Origin of the sequence: Limnochorda sp. LNt (assembly GCF_035593265.1) — a bacterium.
In the GTDB taxonomy this organism is placed as follows: domain Bacteria; phylum Bacillota; class Limnochordia; order Limnochordales; family Geochordaceae; genus Geochorda; species Geochorda subterranea.
The window spans coordinates 1649395-1665890 of sequence record NZ_CP141614.1 but is presented as its reverse complement, the minus strand read 5'-3'; the positions used below and the strand labels follow the sequence as shown (position 1 = coordinate 1665890).

Here is a 16496-nt window from a genome sequence, read left to right as displayed (position 1 = left end):
CACGGAAGGAGCGGACAGCGTGGATCAGAGCGGACGGCGCATCAAGATCGTGACGGACAGCATGGCCGACCTCCCGCCGTCGTGGGTGGAGCAGCTGCGGGTACGGGTCGTGCCGCTGCACGTGCTCTTCAAGGACCGAAGCTACCGCGACGGCATCGACGTGACCCACGACGCCTTCATGCGCATGATGCGCGAGGGCTTCGACGAGGGCGTCCTGCCCCGCACGTCCCACCCCTCGCCGGCCGACTTCGTGGCCGTCTACGAGGAGGTGGCGCGCCAGGGCGAGACCGAGGCCATCCTCTCCATCCACGCCTCCTCCGAGATCTCGGCTACGTACCAGTCGGCCGTCATGGCCGCCCGCCAGTTCGAGCAGGTGCCGGTGAGGGTCGTCGACACCCGTCAGGTGAGCATGGGCGAGGGGCTCATGGTGCGGGAGGCGGTCCGGGCTGTGGACGCCGGCGAGCCCCTCGACGCCGTCGTGCGGCGAATCGAGGCCCTGGGCCGTCGCATGCGCATCCACTTCACGGTGGCCACGCTCGACTACCTCTGGAAGAACGGCCGCATCGGCCGGGCCACGGCGTTCGTGGGGGGGATCCTGCAGCTCAAGCCCGTCATGGCTTTCGAGGACGGCGTGGTCACGCCCGTCGAGCGCGTGCGGGGACGAGCCCGCTCGCTCGAGCGGATCGCCGAGATCGTGGCGGAGCAGACGGGTGGCCACGGCGACAGCCTCAGCATCGTCCACGCCGACGCGGCCGACGACGCCGAGGCCTTCAAGGAGCAGATCCTGCAGCGGGCGCGCTTCGAGGAGGTCATGGTGACCACCCTGGGGGCGACCATCGGATCGCACGCCGGCCCCGGCGCGCTGGGGGCCATCTACGTCTTGCGTGAGGGCGCGTGAGGAGGTCGAGGTGCGGGTCATCGCGGGCATCGCCAAGGGACGTACCCTGGTCGCGCCCAAGGGGCGCCAGGTGCGTCCCACCACCGACCGGGTGCGCCAGTCGATGATGGACATCCTGGCCGGGTGGACGGCGGAGCGCGACTGGCTCGACCTCTTCGCCGGGTCGGGATCCGTCGGGATCGAGGCCCTGTCGAGGGGGGCGCGGCGGGTCGTCTTCGTCGAGCAGGACCGCCGGGCCCTGGAGGCCCTCCTGGCCAATCTGCGTCGGACCGGCCTGGAGGCGGGCGCCGAGGTGCGCCACCAGCCGGTGGAGCGAGCCCTGGTGGATCTGGCCGATGGCGGCGGTCGCTTCGACGTGATCTTCGCCGACCCGCCCTACGAGCAGGGTCTGGTCGAGGCCACGGTGCGCCGGGTGGTGGCATCCGGCATCGTGCGGGAGGGCGGGTTGCTGGTGGTGCAGCACAGCGCCCGGGAGCAGCCGCTGCCCCCGGCGGGCTGGCGCATCCGGCGCCAGGTGCCCTTCGGGGAGACCCAGGTGACCATCCTGACGGCGGCAGACGAGGAGGGCGACCGGTGACGGTGGCGGTCTACCCGGGCAGCTTCGACCCGGTCACCTACGGCCATCTCGACATCGTCGCCCGGGCCTCCCGGCTCTTCGACCGCCTCTATGTCGCCGTCCTGGAGAACCCCGCCAAGCGGGCCCTGTTCTCCGTGGAGGAGCGGCTGGCGATGCTGGAGGAGGCGTGCCGTCCCTACGCCAACGTCCGGTGCGAGTCGTTCTCGGGGCTGGTGGTGGAGTACGCGGCAGCCCGGCAGGCCACGGCCATCGTGCGGGGGCTGAGGGCGGTCTCCGACTTCGAGTACGAGTTCGTCATGGCCACCATGAATCGCCACCTGGACGACCGGGTGGAGACCGTCTTCATCATGACCTCCAGCGAGTACGCCTTCGTCAGCTCCAGCCTCGTCAAGGAGGTGGCCTCCTTCGGTGGCGACGTGAGCCGCTGGGTGCCGCCCGGTGCAGCCAAGCGACTGCGGGAGCGCCTGGCGACGCGGGGCGCCGGCTCGGCGCACCCCTCGCCGGGCCCGACAATGCCAGGAGAAGGCGGCGAAGCGGCGAGATGAGTGCATCCGACTCGTCCCCATCCCCCAACCCGTCGACGGCGACCCGCACGGTAACGGTGCAGCTGCTCCTGGAGCGCCTGGAGCACCTCATCGCCTCGGCGCCGACCCTGCCCCTGGGCGGGCGTGCCGTGATCCGGGCCGACGAGGCGCTGGAGCTCATCGAGCGCATCCGGCGGGCCCTGCCCGATGAGCTTCGGCAGGCATCGGAGCTCCTGGCGCGGCGGGAGGCCTTGCTGCAGGAGGGGCAGGAGGAGGCCGACCGCATCGTCTCCAAGGCCGAGGAGTACGCCTCTCGCCTCGTGCGGGAGAGCGAGGTGCTGCGCCAGGCCCGCGAGGAGGGCGAGCAGCTGCTCGAGTCCTACCGCCGTCGGGCCGCCGAGCTGGAGGCCGGCGCCAACCAGTACGCCGACTCGGTGCTGCTGATGGTGCAGCAGGCCCTGGAGAAGACGCTGGGCGAGATCGAGCGGCACCTGCTCCAGGTGCAGCGTGGCCGGGCGGAGCTGGCCCGGCGCCTGCAGGAGGGGGCCCCGGCCGAGCCGACCGCCACCGAGGCGGCAGCGGGGGCCGAGCCGCCTCCCGACGAGGGTTAGCGTCGCAGGCCCCAGGACGTCGTGACCAGCCGGGCGGCCCGCCGCAGGGCGCTGCCGGCAGCCAGCCCGACCAGCGTCAACCCCACGAAGAGCAGCCCCAACCGGGTGCGCCAGACCAGGGTGGCCAGGGACCAGGCGCTGCCGCCGTCGATACCGCGGGGCAGGGCCAGGGTCGGCAGGCGAGGGCCCAGATCGAGGGCCACCATGACCAGGGTGACGAGGGCGGCGAGCACCCCGTGCAGCAGCCGGGCCCGGATGTAGGGGCCCATGCGGATGCCGGTCTTCTCGGTGACGGCCGCCACCTGGGCGTGCACGGAGGCACCGGCCCAGCCGATGACGAAGCTGGCCACGGCGAGCCGGGCCGACAGGGCGGCGGGGGCCTGCGAGGCCGCCTGCGAGCCGTTGGTGATCTCCAGCAACCCCCGGACCGTGGCCTCGGCCAGCGACGAGTCCAGCCCCACCAGGCCGAGGACGGCGGAGGCCAGCCGCCCCATCACCGGCACCACCCCCAGTTGGTCCAGTACCTGCAGCAGCACCGAGAAGAGCATGATGGTGCCGCCGACCAGGAGCATGCTGATCATGGAGCCCCTCACGGCGTCGCCCAGGACCTGACCGAAGGGCCTGCCGTCGCCCTGACGGGCCTTGATCATGGCGCTGGCGGCGCGGCGCAAGAGCGGCTCGCGGGAGTGGGCCTCCAGGGCGGGGGTGGCCGGGGCGTCGCGGTCGTGGAAGGCGCCGATCCAGCCGACGACGAGGACGGCCAGGTAGTGGGAGGCGGCGAGGATGCCACCGGCCTCGGGGATTCCGAAGAAGCCGGCGGCGACCACCCCCGCCATGAAGAGGGGATCGGCGGTGTTGGCCAGCGAGACCAGGCGTTCTCCCTCGACCGCGTTGAGCAGGCGCTCCCGGCAGAGGCGAGCCGTGATGATGGCCCCCAGGGGATAGCCGCTGACCAGCCCCATGGCCAGGGCGAATCCCCCGGGACCGGGGATGTTGAAGAGGGGGCGCATGAGCGGTTCGAGAAGGACCCCCACGAAGTGGATGACCCCGTAGGCTGCCAGCACCTCCGACAGGACGAAGAAGGGCAAGAGGGCGGGGAGGACCGCGTCGAACCACAGGCGGAGCCCGAAGAGGCTGGCCTCGAAGGCGTTCTCGGCGGTGATGACGACCAGCAGCGCGAAGGCGCTGAGCGCGGCGCCGATGAGGTAGGTGGTGACCTCCGGGCGCAGGTGGGCGGATCTTCGACTCATGGTAGACGCCTCGACCTCGCCTTCGTGCGCGGGGCGCTCCGTGGGATGTATACGAGACGGGCTCCATGGCCTTTCTTGACGGGCCTTGGGGGCCTCACTATAATGGGCGAGGTGGCGCCACAGCCGTGCAAGTCAACATCCGCGCCATCCGGGAGCAGCGAGGCGCTCAGCTCCCGGTCGAGGGCGTGAGCCCGGCGCCGCCGCTGGAGATGGCGGGCGGCGCGGTGACGTGCAGCCCCGTGCAGGTCTCGGGGACCGTCACCAACGTGGGCAAGGGGTTCCTGGTCAAGGCCCGGCTGCGCTGCGAGTGCGAGTCGGCATGCACGCGATGCCTGGCTCCGTTTCGCTACGCGCTGGAGCCCGAGATGGAGGAGATGTACTACCCCGAGCGTCTGCGGGCGAGCCGGCCCGAGGGCGAGGACGTGGCCAACTGGTACTCGGGGGATGTCCTCGACCTGACCGATGCCATCCGGGAGACGCTGCAGCTGGCGCTGCCGATGAAGCGCATCTGCCGGGATGACTGCAAGGGGCTCTGCCCCCGCTGCGGGCGCAACCTCAACGAGGGGCCCTGCGGCTGTGCCGACGACGAGCCCGACGCGCGCTGGGCACCCCTGGGGGCGCTCCTGCGCAACGGCGACGGCGGGGCTCGCTGAGAGAGGAGACCGACCGAGGTGGCCAATCCCAAGCGGCGCTTTTCCAAGGCTCGCACCCGGACGCGCCGGTCCCACTGGCGCCTGGCACTGCCCAATCTGTCGGAGTGCCCGCGCTGCCACCGGCTACGGTTGCCGCACCACGTCTGTCCGCACTGCGGCACGTACGACGGCCGCCAGTACCTGCCGCCTGCCGAGGAGGCCTGAGCGGCCCGTCGCACGCTGGAGGGCCCTCGCACCGACCGCGAGGGCTTCTTTCAGAGGTTTTTATATGAGCAGGTCATCAAATCAGGTCATAGAGAAGCGCCTGGAGCGGCTGCGCCAGCTCCTGCTGCAGGAGCCCTTCCTGACCGACCGCGAGCTGGCGCACCGGCTGGGCGTCAGCGTGCCCACGGTGCGCCTGGACCGGATGCGGCTGGGCATCCCGGAGATGCGGGAGCGCACGCGCCGGCTGGCAGAGGAGCGGGTGACCCAGCCCCGGTCGCTGTTCGCCAGCGAGGTGATCGGCGAGCTGGTGGAGCTGCGCCTGGGGCGGTGGGGGCTGTCGACGCTGCGGACGGGGCCCGAGATGGCCTTCGCCCGTACCGGGATCGTTCGCGGCCACTACCTCTTCGCACAGGCCAACTCCCTGGCCGTCGCCCTGGTCGATGCCGACGTGGTGGTGACGGGCTCGGCGCGGGTGCGCTTCGTGCGGCCGGTACGGGTGGGGGAGGAGGTCCTGGCCCGGGCGGAGCTGACGCGCTCCCGGTCCCACACGCATCTGGTCGACGTGGTCAGTCGCTGCGGCGCCGACGAGGTCTTCCGCGGGCTCTTCGTGGTGGCGTCCCTGCCGCCCGAGCGAGCCGGTCAGCCGGTCCCTACGGAGAGGGGCTGAACGCTGGTGGCCATCGCCGTCGACTTGTTGGGGGGCGACCACGCCCCCGAGGCGCCCCTGCGGGGGGCTCTCGACGCCCGCTCCGGCATGGCGGTGCCGCTGTTGCTGGTGGGCCCTCGTGACCCGGTGCGATCCCTCCTCGACGCCACCCCAGGCGAGGCGTCCGGCGGCGCCCCCGTCCAGTTCGTCGAAGCCTCCGACCGGATCGGCATGGAGGAGCATCCCGTCGAGGCCGTGCGCAAGAAGCGCGACGCGTCCCTGGTGGTGGCCGCCCGTCTGCTCAAGGAGGGCCGGGCCTCGGCCCTGGTCTCGGCGGGCAACACGGGCGCGGTGCTGGCCGCGTCGCTGCTGCACGTGGGGCGGCTGCCGGGGGTGGAGCGGCCGGCGCTGGCGGTGGTGCTACCGCTGTTCGAGGGGCCCGTGGTGCTCATCGACGCAGGGGCCAACGTCGACTGCCCACCGTCGCACCTGCTGCAGTTCGGGGTGTTGGGGCGCGCCTTCGCCCGGGTGCTGCTGGGCATCCAGCAGCCACGGGTCGGCCTGCTCAACATCGGGGAGGAGCCGAGCAAGGGCAACGAGGCGGCTCAGCAGGCCCACGGGCTCATGGCCGGGCGGATCGACGGCTTCGTGGGCAACGTGGAGGGCAAGGACGTCTTCGCCGGCGCCTGCGACGTCGTCGTCTGCGACGGCTTCGTCGGCAACGTGCTGCTCAAGTCGATGGAGGGCTTCGCGTCGTCGCTCCTGGGAGCCATCCGGCAGGCGGCGCTCCAAACCGTCCGGGGCCGGCTCGGGGGGCTGTTGTTGAAGCCGGCGCTGGGCGGGCTGCGCGACCGGTTGGACTACCGCACCTACGGAGGGGCCTTCCTGGTGGGGGTCCGCGGGGTGGTGGTGGTGGCCCACGGGCGCTCCGACGCGCGGGCCATGTCCAACGCGGTGCGCATGGCGGCTCGCGGGGTGCAGGATGGGCTGGTGGCGGCCCTCGAGGCTGCCGTGGCGGGGCTATCGAAGGGAGAACGAGCCGATGGCATCGGGCAACGGCCTTAGCGTGGGCATCTGGGGAACGGGCTCCGCGGCGCCGGAGCGCGTGCTGACCAACTTCGACCTCGAACGCATGGTGGAGACCAGCGACGAATGGATTCGGACCCGTACCGGCATCCGGGAGCGCCGCATCTGCGACGAGCAGACGGCCACCTCGGACCTGGCCATGCAGGCGGCGCGTCGGGCCATGGAGGCGGCGGGCGTGGCCCCCGAGGCCATCGGCTTGGTGGTGGTGGCCACGGTGACGCCCGACATGGCCTTTCCCTCCACCGCCAACCTGGTGCAGCACGGGCTGGGCATCAAGGGGGCCGCGGCCTTCGACCTGGCGGCCGCCTGCTCGGGCTTCCTGTACGGGCTGGACGTGGCGGCCTCGGCCATCCAGTCGGGACGGGTGCGCCACGCGCTGGTCATCGGGGCCGAGTGCCTGAGCAAGATCACCGACTACACCGATCGCTCCACCTGCGTGCTCTTCGGGGACGGAGCCGGCGCCGTGGTGCTGGGGCCGGTGAGCGAGGGCCACGGGATCCTGGCCAGCCAGCTGGGCTCCGATGGCGCCTACGGCGACCTGCTCTGCCTGCCAGCCGGTGGCTCCCGGCGTCCCGCCTCGGAGCGTACGGTGGCCGAGCGGCTCCACTACATCAAGATGCAGGGCAACGAGGTCTTCAAGATCGCCGTGCGCACCATGGGGGAGGCGGCGGAGCAGGCCCTCCGTCAAGCCGGGCTCGGGGTCGACCAGGTGCGCTACCTGATCCCGCACCAGGCCAACATCCGCATCATCGATGCCGCCGCCAAGCGCCTCGGCATCCCGGAGGAGCGGGTGGTGGTCAACATCGACCGCTACGGCAACACGTCGGCCGCCTCCATCGGCATCGCGCTGGACGAGACCGCCCGGGCAGGCAAGCTGGCCGACGGCGACGTGGTGGTGATGGTGGCCTTCGGCGGCGGGCTGACGTGGGGCGCCACGGTGGTGCGCTGGGGGGGACGTACATGAGTACGGGGCGGTCATCCGGGGCCTACGCGGTGCTCTTCCCGGGGCAGGGCTCCCAGTCGGTGGGGATGGGCACCGCACTGGCCGAGGCCTTCGCCGGGGCGGCCGAGGTCCTCGAGCGGGCCGACCGGGTGATGCCCGGTCTGTTGAAGATCGTACGGGAGGGGCCGGAGGACGTGCTGCGCCAGACGGCGTACACGCAGCCGGCCCTGCTGGCCGTCTCGGTGGCGACCTGGACCGTCTGGCGCCAGCGGGTCGGATCGGCCCTGCCGGCGGCGGGAGCGGGCCACTCGCTGGGCGAGTACACCGCCCTGGTGGCGGCGGGTGCGCTCAGCTTCGAAGAGGGGCTGGCGCTGGTGCGGGCACGGGGCCAGGCCATGGCCGAGGCCGTCCCGGCCGGGGAGGGCGGGATGGCCGCCGTGCTCGGCCTGGAGGATCGACAGGTGACGGCCATCTGCGAGGAGGTGGTGCAGGCCCTGGGTGACGAGACGGCCGTCGTGGCGGCCAATTTCAACGCGCCGGGGCAGGTGGTCGTGTCGGGGCGCAGGTCGGCGCTGGCCGAGGTGCGACAGCGGGTCTCGGCCGCGGGAGGGCGATGGACGGAGCTGGCGGTCAGCGGGCCCTTCCACTCGCCGCTCATGGCCGACGCCGCCCGCCGTCTGCGGGAGCACCTGGATCGGGTCGAGTGGCGCGTGCCCGCGTGGCCCGTCGTGGCCAACGTCGACGCCCGCCCGTACGGCGACCGCGTCGAGGCCATCCCGCAGGCCCTGCAGGCCCAGCTGGTCTCGCCCGTGCGCTGGGTCGAGTCGCTTCGCACCATGGCGGCCATGGGGGTCACTCACTTCGTGGAGCTGGGGCCCGGCCGGGTCCTGTCGGGGACGGTGCGGCGCACGCTGCCCGACGCGGTCGTGCTCAACGTCCAGGATCCGGCTTCGCTGGAGGCGTCCCTTGCACGCCTGAAAGGGGATGGGCTAATATGACGCTGTCTGGCCGGGCTGCCCTGGTGACGGGCGGCAGTCGGGGCATCGGCTACGCCATCGCGCACCGCCTGGCCAGGGAGGGAGCTCGGGTCGCTTTGTGCAGCCGGCGGGCGGACCAGGCCGAGGAGGCGGCCCGGCGCATCGCGGCCGAGACCGGCGCCGACGTCGTGGGCTGGGAGGGCGACGTCGCCCAGCCCGAGACGGCCGAGCGGCTGGTGGGCGCGGCGTTGCAGCGATTCGGCTCCCTGGAGATCCTCGTCAACAACGCCGGCATCACCCGCGACGGGCTCTTGGTGCGCATGAGCGACGCGGATTGGCACCAGGTCATGACGACCAACCTCGAGAGCGTCTATCGCATGAGCCGCGCCGCGTTGCGGCCCATGCTGCGCCAGCGCTACGGCCGCATCGTCAACGTCTCCTCGGTGGCCGGGCTGGTCGGCAACCCGGGCCAATGCAACTACGCGGCCTCCAAGGCGGCCATCGTCGGCTTCTCCAAGAGCCTGGCCAGGGAGGTGGCCACGCGCAACATCACCGTCAACGTCGTCGCACCCGGCTTCATCGAGACGGAGATGACCGGCGACCCGACCCCCAAGCAGCAGGCCCTCAGCGCCCAGGTGCCCATGGGCCGCCTGGGTCGGCCGGAGGAGGTGGCGGCGGCGGTGGCTTTCCTCGCCTCGGACGACGCCTCCTACGTCACGGGGCACGTCCTGGTCATCGACGGGGGGCTGACGATGGCCGGGTAGGCGACGGAGTCGCGAGCCGAGCGCCGTCGACATCCCCCCACTTCGGAAAGGAGACGATACGACCCCATGGACAACAACGTCTTCGAGAAGGTGAAGTCCATCATCGTGGAACAGCTCAGCGTGGACGAGTCGGAGGTGACGCCGGAGTCGTCCTTCGTGGACGATCTGGGAGCCGACTCGCTGGACATCGTCGAGCTGATCATGGCCTTCGAGGAGGCCTTCGGCATGGAGATCCCCGACGAGGACGCCGAGGGCATCCGCACGGTGGGTGACGCGGTTCGCTACATCCAGTCCCGCCAGGAGTAGCCGACGTCCGGTGCCGCTCGGGCTACCGGGTGCAAGAGGGGGGCCAACGTGCCAGAGCATCGTCGTCGGGTCGTGGTGACGGGCATGGGCGTGGTATCGCCCATCGGCATCGGGCTCGATGCGTTCTGGTCGGCGCTGGTGGAGGGGCGTCCGGGCGTCGGGCCCATCACCCGGTTCGATGCGTCGGGGCTCGACTGCCGCATCGCGGCCGAGGTGCACGACTTCGAGCCGGAGCGGTACATGGATCGCAAGGAGGCCCGCCGGACGGACCGGTTCGCCCAGTTCGCCCTGGCGGCCTCGGCCATGGCCCTGCAGGACGCGGGCCTGGACGGCGAGGCGCCGCTGGGCCAGCGGGCGGGGGCGGTCATCGGTAGCGGCATCGGCGGGATGGAGACCTGGGAGAACAGCCACCGGACCCTGCTCGAGCGAGGGGCCGGCCGGGTCAGCCCCTTCACGGTCCCCATGATGATCCCCAACATGGCCGCGGGACTGGTCTCCATCCGCTTCGGCCTCGAGGGGCCCAACCGGTGCACGGTGTCGGCCTGCGCCTCGGGGGCCGACGCCATCGGCGACGCCTTTCGCATGATCCAGCGGGGCGATGCCGATCTCATGGTCGCCGGCGGCGCGGAGGCGGCCATCACGCCCTTCTCCATCGCGGCCTTCGCGGCGGCCAAGAGCCTGTCGACCCGCAACGAGGATCCCCCTCGGGCGAGCCGCCCCTTCGACCGGGATCGGGACGGCTTCGTCATGGGCGAGGGAGCGGGCATCCTGGTCCTGGAGGCCCTCGAGCACGCCCGGGCTCGAGGGGCGCGGATCCACGCGGAGATCACAGGCTACGGCGCGACGGGCGACGCCTTCCACATCACGCAGCCGGCCCCGGAGGGCCGGGGCGCGGCCCGTGCGATGCAGGCGGCGCTCGAGGATGCGGGCATCGGGCCGGAGGCCGTGGGCTACATCAACGCCCACGGCACCTCCACCGAGTACAACGACTGGTACGAGACCGTCGCCATCAAGCAGGTCTTCGGCGAGCACGCCTGGCGCATCCCCATCAGCTCCACCAAGTCGATGACGGGCCACCTGCTGGGGGCCGCCGGCGGGGTGGAGGCCATCGCCTGCGTGCTGGCCATCGAGAGGGGTGTCATCCCGCCCACCATCAACCTGGAGCATCCGGATCCCCGCTGCGACCTCGACTACGTGCCCAACGCGGCCAGGCCCGCACACATCGACGTGGCCGTCTCCAACTCCTTCGGCTTCGGCGGCCACAACGCCGTGCTGGTCTTCCGGCGCTACGAGGAGGGGTCCTGAGGGCCGTTGGAGGGAGCCGGCCAGGCCGAGCAGGACGAGCGGGCAGAGGCCCTGGGCTATCGGTTTCGGGATGCCCGGTGGCTGGAGCAGGCCCTCACCCATCGCTCCGCCGTGGCGGAGGAGAGCCTGCAGGGCGTGGCCCACAACGAGCGCCTCGAGTTCCTCGGAGACGCGGTGGTGGGTCTCGTCGTCAGCTGGTGGCTCTTTCGCGGCTATGCGGCCGACAAGCCCGAGGGTGAGCTGACGGCGCTGCGGGCCCAGCTGGTGCGACGCTCCACCCTGGCCGAGCTGGCGCGGCGGTGGGGCTTGACCGGGCGGATCCGGCTGGGCAAGGGCGCGGAGATGCAGGGGGCTCGCCGGCAGGAGCGGCTGCTCGCCTCGGCCTTCGAGGCGGTCGTGGGGGCCATCTTCGTCGACGGAGGGTGGGAGGCGGCCCGTCAGGCGGTGGAGCGGTGCCTGCCCGACCTGACCACGGCCATCCGGCCGGCGGCCGAGGCCAACCCCAAGGGTGCCCTGCAGGAGTGGCTGGCCCGCCACGGGCGGGCCGCTCCGCAGTACCGGGTGGTGGAGGCCTGCGGGCCCCCTCATGCCCGGCGCTTCAAGGTCGAGGTGCACTGCCCCCCCGATCTGGTGGTGACCGCCGAGGGCTCGAGCCGTCGGCGCGCCGAGGAGGCGGCCGCCCGGGCCGCGCTGTGGCGGCTGGATCCGGGCGGCTCACGGCGCGTGGAGGAGAATGGGCCGGTCAGCGGAATATAGGTAGCACTGGCAGCCGTGCTACGTGGTATTCGACGTCCTTCGAGCCGAGAGACGACCGCGGTACCGCCGGGCCTTGCATATGAAGGAGGCGTTGGGGCATGGACGTCCTGAAGGTTTCGGCCAATTCCAAGCCCAAGTCGGTGGCCGGGGCGCTGGCAGCCGTGCTGCGCGAGAAGGGGTCGGCCGAGGTCCAGGCGGTGGGAGCCGGTGCCGTCAACCAGGCCGTCAAGGCCATCGCCATCACCCGCGGCTTCGTCGCCCCCAACGGGATCGACCTGGTCTGCATCCCGGCCTTCACCGAGATCGAGATCGACGGGGAGGAGCGTACGGCCATCCGCTTCATCGTCGAGCCGCGTTGAATCCTGGCACGGGTCGGTCGGTTCGCCTGCGGTGTATTTGAAGCGGCTGGAGATCTATGGATTCAAATCGTTCGGCCGTCGGGTGACGGTCGAGCTCGATCGGGGGCTCAACGCGGTCGTCGGCCCCAACGGCTGCGGCAAGAGCAACCTGCTGGACGCCATCCGCTGGGCCCTGGGGGAGCCCAGCGTCCGCGCGTTGAGGGGCGGGCGCATCGAAGACATCATCTTCGGCGGCACCCGGGCGGTGCGCCCGGTGGGCATGGCCGAGGTGGTGCTCACCTTCGACAACGATCGAGACAACCTCGCGTTGCCCTTTCGCGAGATCGAGATCGTGCGCCGCACCTACCGCTCGGGGCAGAGCCACTTCGCCATCAACGGGGCTCCCTGCCGCCTGCGGGACATCCACGAGCTGCTCTCGCGTGCTCACTTCGGCGCCCGCTCGCACGCCCTGGTCCCCCAGGGCAGCGCCGACCTCATGGTGGTGGGCAGCGGCGAGGAGAGGCGGGCCGCCATCGACGAGGTGGCGGGCGTGGCGAGGTTTCGCCAGCTGGTGGCGGCGGCGCGGATCAGCCGCGATCGTGCGGGGCGGGCGCTGGAGCGGGCCGAGGCTGCCCTGGGTGAGGCGGCGCGCCACGTCGCGTTCCTGGAGCGGCAGGCCGCCCGGGCCCGACGAGCTCGTGAGCTGTCCGAGGCGCGAGCCGAGGTGGAGCGGGAGCTGGCGCGTCGAGAGGCCGTCGCCGCCCGCGCCCACTGGCAGGATGCCCTCACCCAGGCCCGTGAGGCCGAGGCCCAGCTGAGCTCGGCCCGCGCCGCCCTGGAGGAGAGCCGCCAGCGGATGGCCGCGCTGCTGGCCTCCCATCAGGAGACCGGCAACCAGCTGGCAGCCGTCGCCTCCGAGCTGGAGCGGCGCCGCCAGGACCTGCTCCAGCGTCGGCATGCCATGGAGCGGGCCCGGGATCGGGAGTTCGAGGCGGCGGGCCGGCTCGAGCGCGCCCGCTCGCAGGTGGTGGCGTTGCAGCGCCAATCCGAGGAGCTCCAGGCCCGGCTGCAGGAGCTGGAGCGACGGCAGGCCGAGGCGGCCGTCGCCTTCGAGCGAGCCGAGGCCGCCCACCGTGCCCTGGTCGCCCGCCTCGACGAGGCGACGTCGGGCCTCAGCCAGGCCGATCAGGCGCTCGAGAGCCGCCGCGCGCACCTGCTGGACGCGTTGGAGCAGCTGGCGCGGGTGCGCAACGAGCTCTTGGAGGCGACCCGCCAGCACCAGGCCGCCCGCCGGGAGCTGCAGCGCCTGGACGAGCGGGCCCGTGAGGTGGTCGCCCGGCGCGAGGCCCTCGATGAGCGAGCGGAGGCCCTCCGGGCCGAGATCGCCCGCCTCGACGAGGAGCGGGCGCAGGCCACCTCGCGCCGCCAGGCCGTGGCGGCCCAGGCGCAGGCGGTACGCGACGAGATCGCCCGGCTCGAGTCGCGCCTGCGGCAGATGGAGGTCGAGACCAGCCGCCTCGAGGGGACGTTGCGGGTGATCCGGCAGGCCCACCAAGAGCTGGAGGGCTTCTCCCGCGGGGTGCGGGCGGTGATGGAGGCCGAGGCACCGTGGCGGGCGGAGGTGCACGGGCCCCTGGGCCAGCTGGTACGGGTGCCGGAGGGGCTGGAGGAGGCGGCCGCCGCGGCGCTTGGCTCCTACCTCGAGGCCATCGTGGTGAGGACGGCGGAGGCGGCCCGCCAGGCCATCGAGTATTTGCGCGCGCGGCGGCGGGGGTGGGCCACCTTCCTGCCCCTCGACTACCTGCGGCCCCGAGCGCTGTCGGGTGGCGCCGTCCAGGCCATCGAGCGGTTGCCCGGCTTCGTGGGGGTGGCCTCGGAGCTGCTCGCGGTCGCCGACCCCATCCGGCCTGCCCTGGCCTATGCCGCCGGGCGCGTGGCGGTCATGGAGGATCTGGCCGGGGCCATCGCGGCCGGTCGGCGTGTCGGCGAGCTGGCGCGGGTGGTGACCCGTCAGGGCGAGGTCGTGGTGCCGGGCGGGCCGGTGAGCGGCGGCCACCGTGAGGCGTCGCGCGCCGATCTGCTGGCCCGGAGCCGGCAGATCGAGACGCTCTCCCAGCGCGTGGCCCAGGCCAGCCGGGAGCGGGAGGCGCTGCGCCAGGCACTGGCGGAGCGCCGGCGAGCCCTGGAGGCGTTGGTCCGCGCCGGAGCGGAGGCGGAGACCGCCGTCCGGGATCTCGAGGCCCGGCGCGCGGCGGCGGTGGCCCGGCAGGAGCCACTCGCCGAGGAGCAGGCGCGCCTCGCCCGGGAGCAGGCCGTGGTGGAGGCCGAGCGCCGACGGGTGGAGGAGACGGTTCGGGAGGGTGAGGGGCGCGAGGCCTCCCTGCGGGAGCGTCTGGCCTCCCGGCAGGCGGAGGAGCAGCGCTGGCGCCAGGCGGTCGACGAGCTGACCGCTGAGCTGGACCGCCTGCGCGAGGGCCGACGGGGCCTGGACCGGCAAGTGATGGAGGCCCTCGCGCAGGTGGAGGCGCGCCGCGCCGATCAGCAGGTCGCGGCGTCTCGCCTGGAGCAGGCCCGGCTCGAGATGGCATCCATCCGCCAGCAGGTGGAGACCGTCTCCGCGGAGGCGGAGGCCGCCCGCCAGGAGATGGAGGCGGCCCGCGCGCAGGCGGCCGCCCTGGCCGCCCAAGTCGAGTCGGCCGAGCGGGAGGCAGCGGCGCAGCAGGCGACGCGGGAGGAGCTGGGCGCGCGACTCGAGCAGGCGAGCCAGGAGATGGAGCGGCTCCGGCACCGCATCGCCCATCTGGAGCACGCCGTCGAGCTTCGCTCGGCGGCCTGGATGAAGGCGGAGCGAGCCCATCAGACGGCCAAGGACCGCTGGGAGCAGGCAAGGGCCCGGCTGGCCGAGCTGACGGGCGGGCCCGTGGAGGACCTGGAGGCCCTCCCTCCCGCCTCCCCGGAGCTGGCCCACGCTCCCCGGAGTCAGCTGGAGCGGCGGCGCCAGGAGATCCAGGCCGAGCTGGAGCGCATCGGCTCCGTCGACATGCAGGCCATCGCCGATTACGACCGGGCCCGGCGCGAATGGGAGCAGGCCCAGGGCGCGCACGCCGATCTGGTGGAGGCCCGGCGGGCCCTCGAGGCGTGGCAGGCGACGCTCGAACAGGTGAGCGCGGCCCGCTTCACCCGGACCCTGGAGGCCGCCTCCGGCGAGTTCGACGTCATGCTGCGACGGCTCTTCGGCGGGGGCGAGGGCCGGCTCCGCCTGGAGGGCAGCGTGGAGAGCGGCCGCGTCGAGCTGGAGGTGCGCCTGCCCTCCAAGCGTCCGCAGCCCGCCGTCGCCCTCTCCGGCGGCGAGCGATCGCTGGTCTTCGCGGCGTTCATCTTCGCCCTGCAGCGCGTGCGGCCCTCGCCCGTCTGCGTGCTGGACGAGCTGGACGCTGCGCTCGACGAGCCCAACCTGGAGCGCCTGGTGGCCGTCGTGCAGGAGCTGGCCCAGGACCGGCAGATCCTCTTCATCACACACCGGCAACGGACGATGGAGGCGGCCAACTCGCTGTTTGGCGTCACCGTCGACGACCAGGGCGTCTCGCGACTCCTGGTCCTCCGGATGGGCGACGTGCCCCGCGTCATGGCCGCCGACGCCCCGCCGGTTGTCGAGATGGGAGCGGGCACGTGACCCCCCTCTGGCAGCGACTCGTCCAGGGCATGCAGAAGACCCGTGACACCCTGGTGGGCTCCATCGAATCCCTGGTGCGCCGGCACGGCAGCTCGCCGGCCCTCTGGGAGGGGCTGGAGGAGAGCCTCATCGCCGCCGACGTGGGACCGGCCGTGGCCGCCCAGCTGGTGGAGGCCGTGCGTGCCCGCAAGGCACCGGCGGCCGACGCGGCGGCCCTGCGGCGGGAGCTGGCCACCTTGATGGCCGAGCGGCTTCGCCGGCGCCAGGAGCCGCTGGCCTGGGAGCGGCCCGACGCCTGGCAGCGCCGCCCCCTGGTGGGCATGGTGGTGGGCGTCAATGGCACCGGCAAGACCACCACCGCGGGCAAGATGGCCTGGCGCCTGGCGCGCCAAGGGCGCCGGGTGCTCCTGGTGGCCGCCGATACGTTCCGCGCCGCCGCGCAGGAGCAGCTCGCCATCTGGGCCGAGCGGGCCGGCGCCGATCTGGTGCGCGGGGCCCCGGGGCAGGATCCGGCCTCCGTGGCCTTCGACGGGGTGCAGGCGGCCGTCGCCCGCGGCATGGACGTGGTGCTGGTCGACACCGCCGGGCGGCTGCACAACAAGAGCCAGCTGATGGCGGAGCTGGCCAAGGTGCGGCGGGTGGCGGAGAAGGCCCTCGAGCGCCCGCTCGACGAGGTGCTCCTGGTGCTGGACGCCACCACCGGCCAAAACGGCCTGGTGCAGGCGCGGGTCTTCACCGAGGCCGTGGCGGCCAGCGGGTTGGTGCTGACCAAGCTGGACGGCACCGCCCGGGGCGGCATCGCGCTGGCCATCGTCGCCGAGATGGGGCTCCCGCTCAAGCTGGTGGGCGTCGGCGAGGATCCCGACGACCTGCGACCCTTCGACCCCGACGCCTTCGCCCGGGCGCTGCTGGGCCTCGAGGATTGACCCGCCGTCCGCTTCGCATTGACGGGCAGGGGTGGGGCTGTCGTATACTCGAGCAGGTG

18 protein-coding genes are annotated in these 16496 nt (G+C 72.8%); 17 read left to right on the top strand and 1 reads right to left on the bottom strand.

Annotated elements, in window-relative coordinates; genetic code table 11:
* Nucleotides 1–19: 19 nt before the first annotated feature.
* From VLY81_RS07915 to VLY81_RS07900, 4 genes are read left to right on the top strand one after another with little or no spacing between them, the layout of a single operon-like run.
* Nucleotides 20–898 (top strand): DegV family protein, encoded by an 879-nt coding sequence (locus VLY81_RS07915; protein ID WP_324667623.1) that lies wholly within the window; start codon nucleotides 20–22, stop codon nucleotides 896–898.
* The gene (gene rsmD / locus VLY81_RS07910) at nucleotides 885–1475 is read left to right on the top strand and encodes a 16S rRNA (guanine(966)-N(2))-methyltransferase RsmD (protein WP_324667622.1); all 591 of its coding nucleotides are present in this window, start codon (nucleotides 885–887) and stop codon (nucleotides 1473–1475) included. The genes VLY81_RS07915 and rsmD overlap by 14 nt, the downstream gene beginning before the upstream one ends.
* Nucleotides 1472–2020, top strand: coding sequence for a pantetheine-phosphate adenylyltransferase (coaD, locus tag VLY81_RS07905; RefSeq protein WP_324667621.1), 549 nt, complete (start codon nucleotides 1472–1474; stop codon nucleotides 2018–2020). Before rsmD ends, coaD begins: the two co-directional genes overlap by 4 nt.
* Nucleotides 2017–2610: a hypothetical protein gene (locus VLY81_RS07900; RefSeq protein ID WP_324667620.1), complete on the top strand. Its 594-nt coding sequence runs from the start codon at nucleotides 2017–2019 to the stop codon at nucleotides 2608–2610. Before coaD ends, VLY81_RS07900 begins: the two co-directional genes overlap by 4 nt.
* On the opposite strand, the gene ylbJ is transcribed toward VLY81_RS07900, so the two are convergent.
* Entirely contained in the window at nucleotides 2607–3860 is a 1254-nt protein-coding gene (gene ylbJ / locus VLY81_RS07895; RefSeq protein ID WP_324667619.1) for a sporulation integral membrane protein YlbJ, read from the bottom strand. The two genes, VLY81_RS07900 and ylbJ, sit on opposite strands and share 4 nt — an antisense overlap.
* A gap of 125 nt (nucleotides 3861–3985) precedes the next feature.
* Here ylbJ and VLY81_RS07890 point away from each other — a divergent pair, with 125 nt between their 5' ends.
* The 13 genes from VLY81_RS07890 to ftsY all read left to right on the top strand — a co-directional run bounded on the left by VLY81_RS07890 (nucleotide 3986) and on the right by ftsY (nucleotide 16437).
* Nucleotides 3986–4513: a YceD family protein gene (locus tag VLY81_RS07890; RefSeq protein WP_324667618.1), complete on the top strand. Its 528-nt coding sequence runs from the start codon at nucleotides 3986–3988 to the stop codon at nucleotides 4511–4513.
* 18 nt (nucleotides 4514–4531) lie between these two features.
* Nucleotides 4532–4717, top strand: coding sequence for a 50S ribosomal protein L32 (rpmF, locus tag VLY81_RS07885; RefSeq protein ID WP_324667617.1), 186 nt, complete (start codon nucleotides 4532–4534; stop codon nucleotides 4715–4717).
* A gap of 64 nt (nucleotides 4718–4781) precedes the next feature.
* On the top strand, nucleotides 4782–5384 hold the full coding sequence (gene fapR / locus VLY81_RS07880) for a transcription factor FapR (RefSeq protein WP_324667616.1): 603 nt from the start codon (nucleotides 4782–4784) through the stop codon (nucleotides 5382–5384).
* A 6-nt stretch (nucleotides 5385–5390) separates the two neighbouring features.
* A complete protein-coding gene (plsX, locus tag VLY81_RS07875) occupies nucleotides 5391–6428 on the top strand; it encodes a phosphate acyltransferase PlsX (RefSeq protein ID WP_324667615.1) in 1038 nt (345 codons plus the stop codon).
* On the top strand, nucleotides 6406–7413 hold the full coding sequence (locus tag VLY81_RS07870) for a beta-ketoacyl-ACP synthase III (RefSeq protein WP_405001232.1): 1008 nt from the start codon (nucleotides 6406–6408) through the stop codon (nucleotides 7411–7413). The genes plsX and VLY81_RS07870 overlap by 23 nt, the downstream gene beginning before the upstream one ends.
* Entirely contained in the window at nucleotides 7410–8390 is a 981-nt protein-coding gene (gene fabD, locus VLY81_RS07865; protein WP_324667613.1) for an ACP S-malonyltransferase, read from the top strand. The genes VLY81_RS07870 and fabD overlap by 4 nt, the downstream gene beginning before the upstream one ends.
* The gene (gene fabG, locus VLY81_RS07860; RefSeq protein ID WP_324667612.1) at nucleotides 8387–9133 is read left to right on the top strand and encodes a 3-oxoacyl-[acyl-carrier-protein] reductase; all 747 of its coding nucleotides are present in this window, start codon (nucleotides 8387–8389) and stop codon (nucleotides 9131–9133) included. Before fabD ends, fabG begins: the two co-directional genes overlap by 4 nt.
* A 66-nt stretch (nucleotides 9134–9199) precedes the next feature.
* Complete coding sequence (gene acpP, locus VLY81_RS07855; RefSeq protein ID WP_324667611.1) at nucleotides 9200–9439, top strand: acyl carrier protein; 240 nt, start codon at nucleotides 9200–9202, stop codon at nucleotides 9437–9439.
* 48 nt (nucleotides 9440–9487) lie between these two features.
* Complete coding sequence (gene fabF, locus VLY81_RS07850) at nucleotides 9488–10744, top strand: beta-ketoacyl-ACP synthase II (protein WP_324667610.1); 1257 nt, start codon at nucleotides 9488–9490, stop codon at nucleotides 10742–10744.
* A 6-nt stretch (nucleotides 10745–10750) separates the two neighbouring features.
* The gene (rnc, locus tag VLY81_RS07845; RefSeq protein WP_324667609.1) at nucleotides 10751–11500 is read left to right on the top strand and encodes a ribonuclease III; all 750 of its coding nucleotides are present in this window, start codon (nucleotides 10751–10753) and stop codon (nucleotides 11498–11500) included.
* 98 nt (nucleotides 11501–11598) lie between these two features.
* Nucleotides 11599–11859 (top strand): stage V sporulation protein S, encoded by a 261-nt coding sequence (locus VLY81_RS07840; protein ID WP_324667608.1) that lies wholly within the window; start codon nucleotides 11599–11601, stop codon nucleotides 11857–11859.
* 31 nt (nucleotides 11860–11890) lie between these two features.
* On the top strand, nucleotides 11891–15511 hold the full coding sequence (smc, locus tag VLY81_RS07835) for a chromosome segregation protein SMC (protein WP_324667607.1): 3621 nt from the start codon (nucleotides 11891–11893) through the stop codon (nucleotides 15509–15511).
* On the top strand, nucleotides 15508–16437 hold the full coding sequence (gene ftsY, locus VLY81_RS07830; protein WP_324667606.1) for a signal recognition particle-docking protein FtsY: 930 nt from the start codon (nucleotides 15508–15510) through the stop codon (nucleotides 16435–16437). Before smc ends, ftsY begins: the two co-directional genes overlap by 4 nt.
* Nucleotides 16438–16496 lie beyond the last annotated feature (59 nt).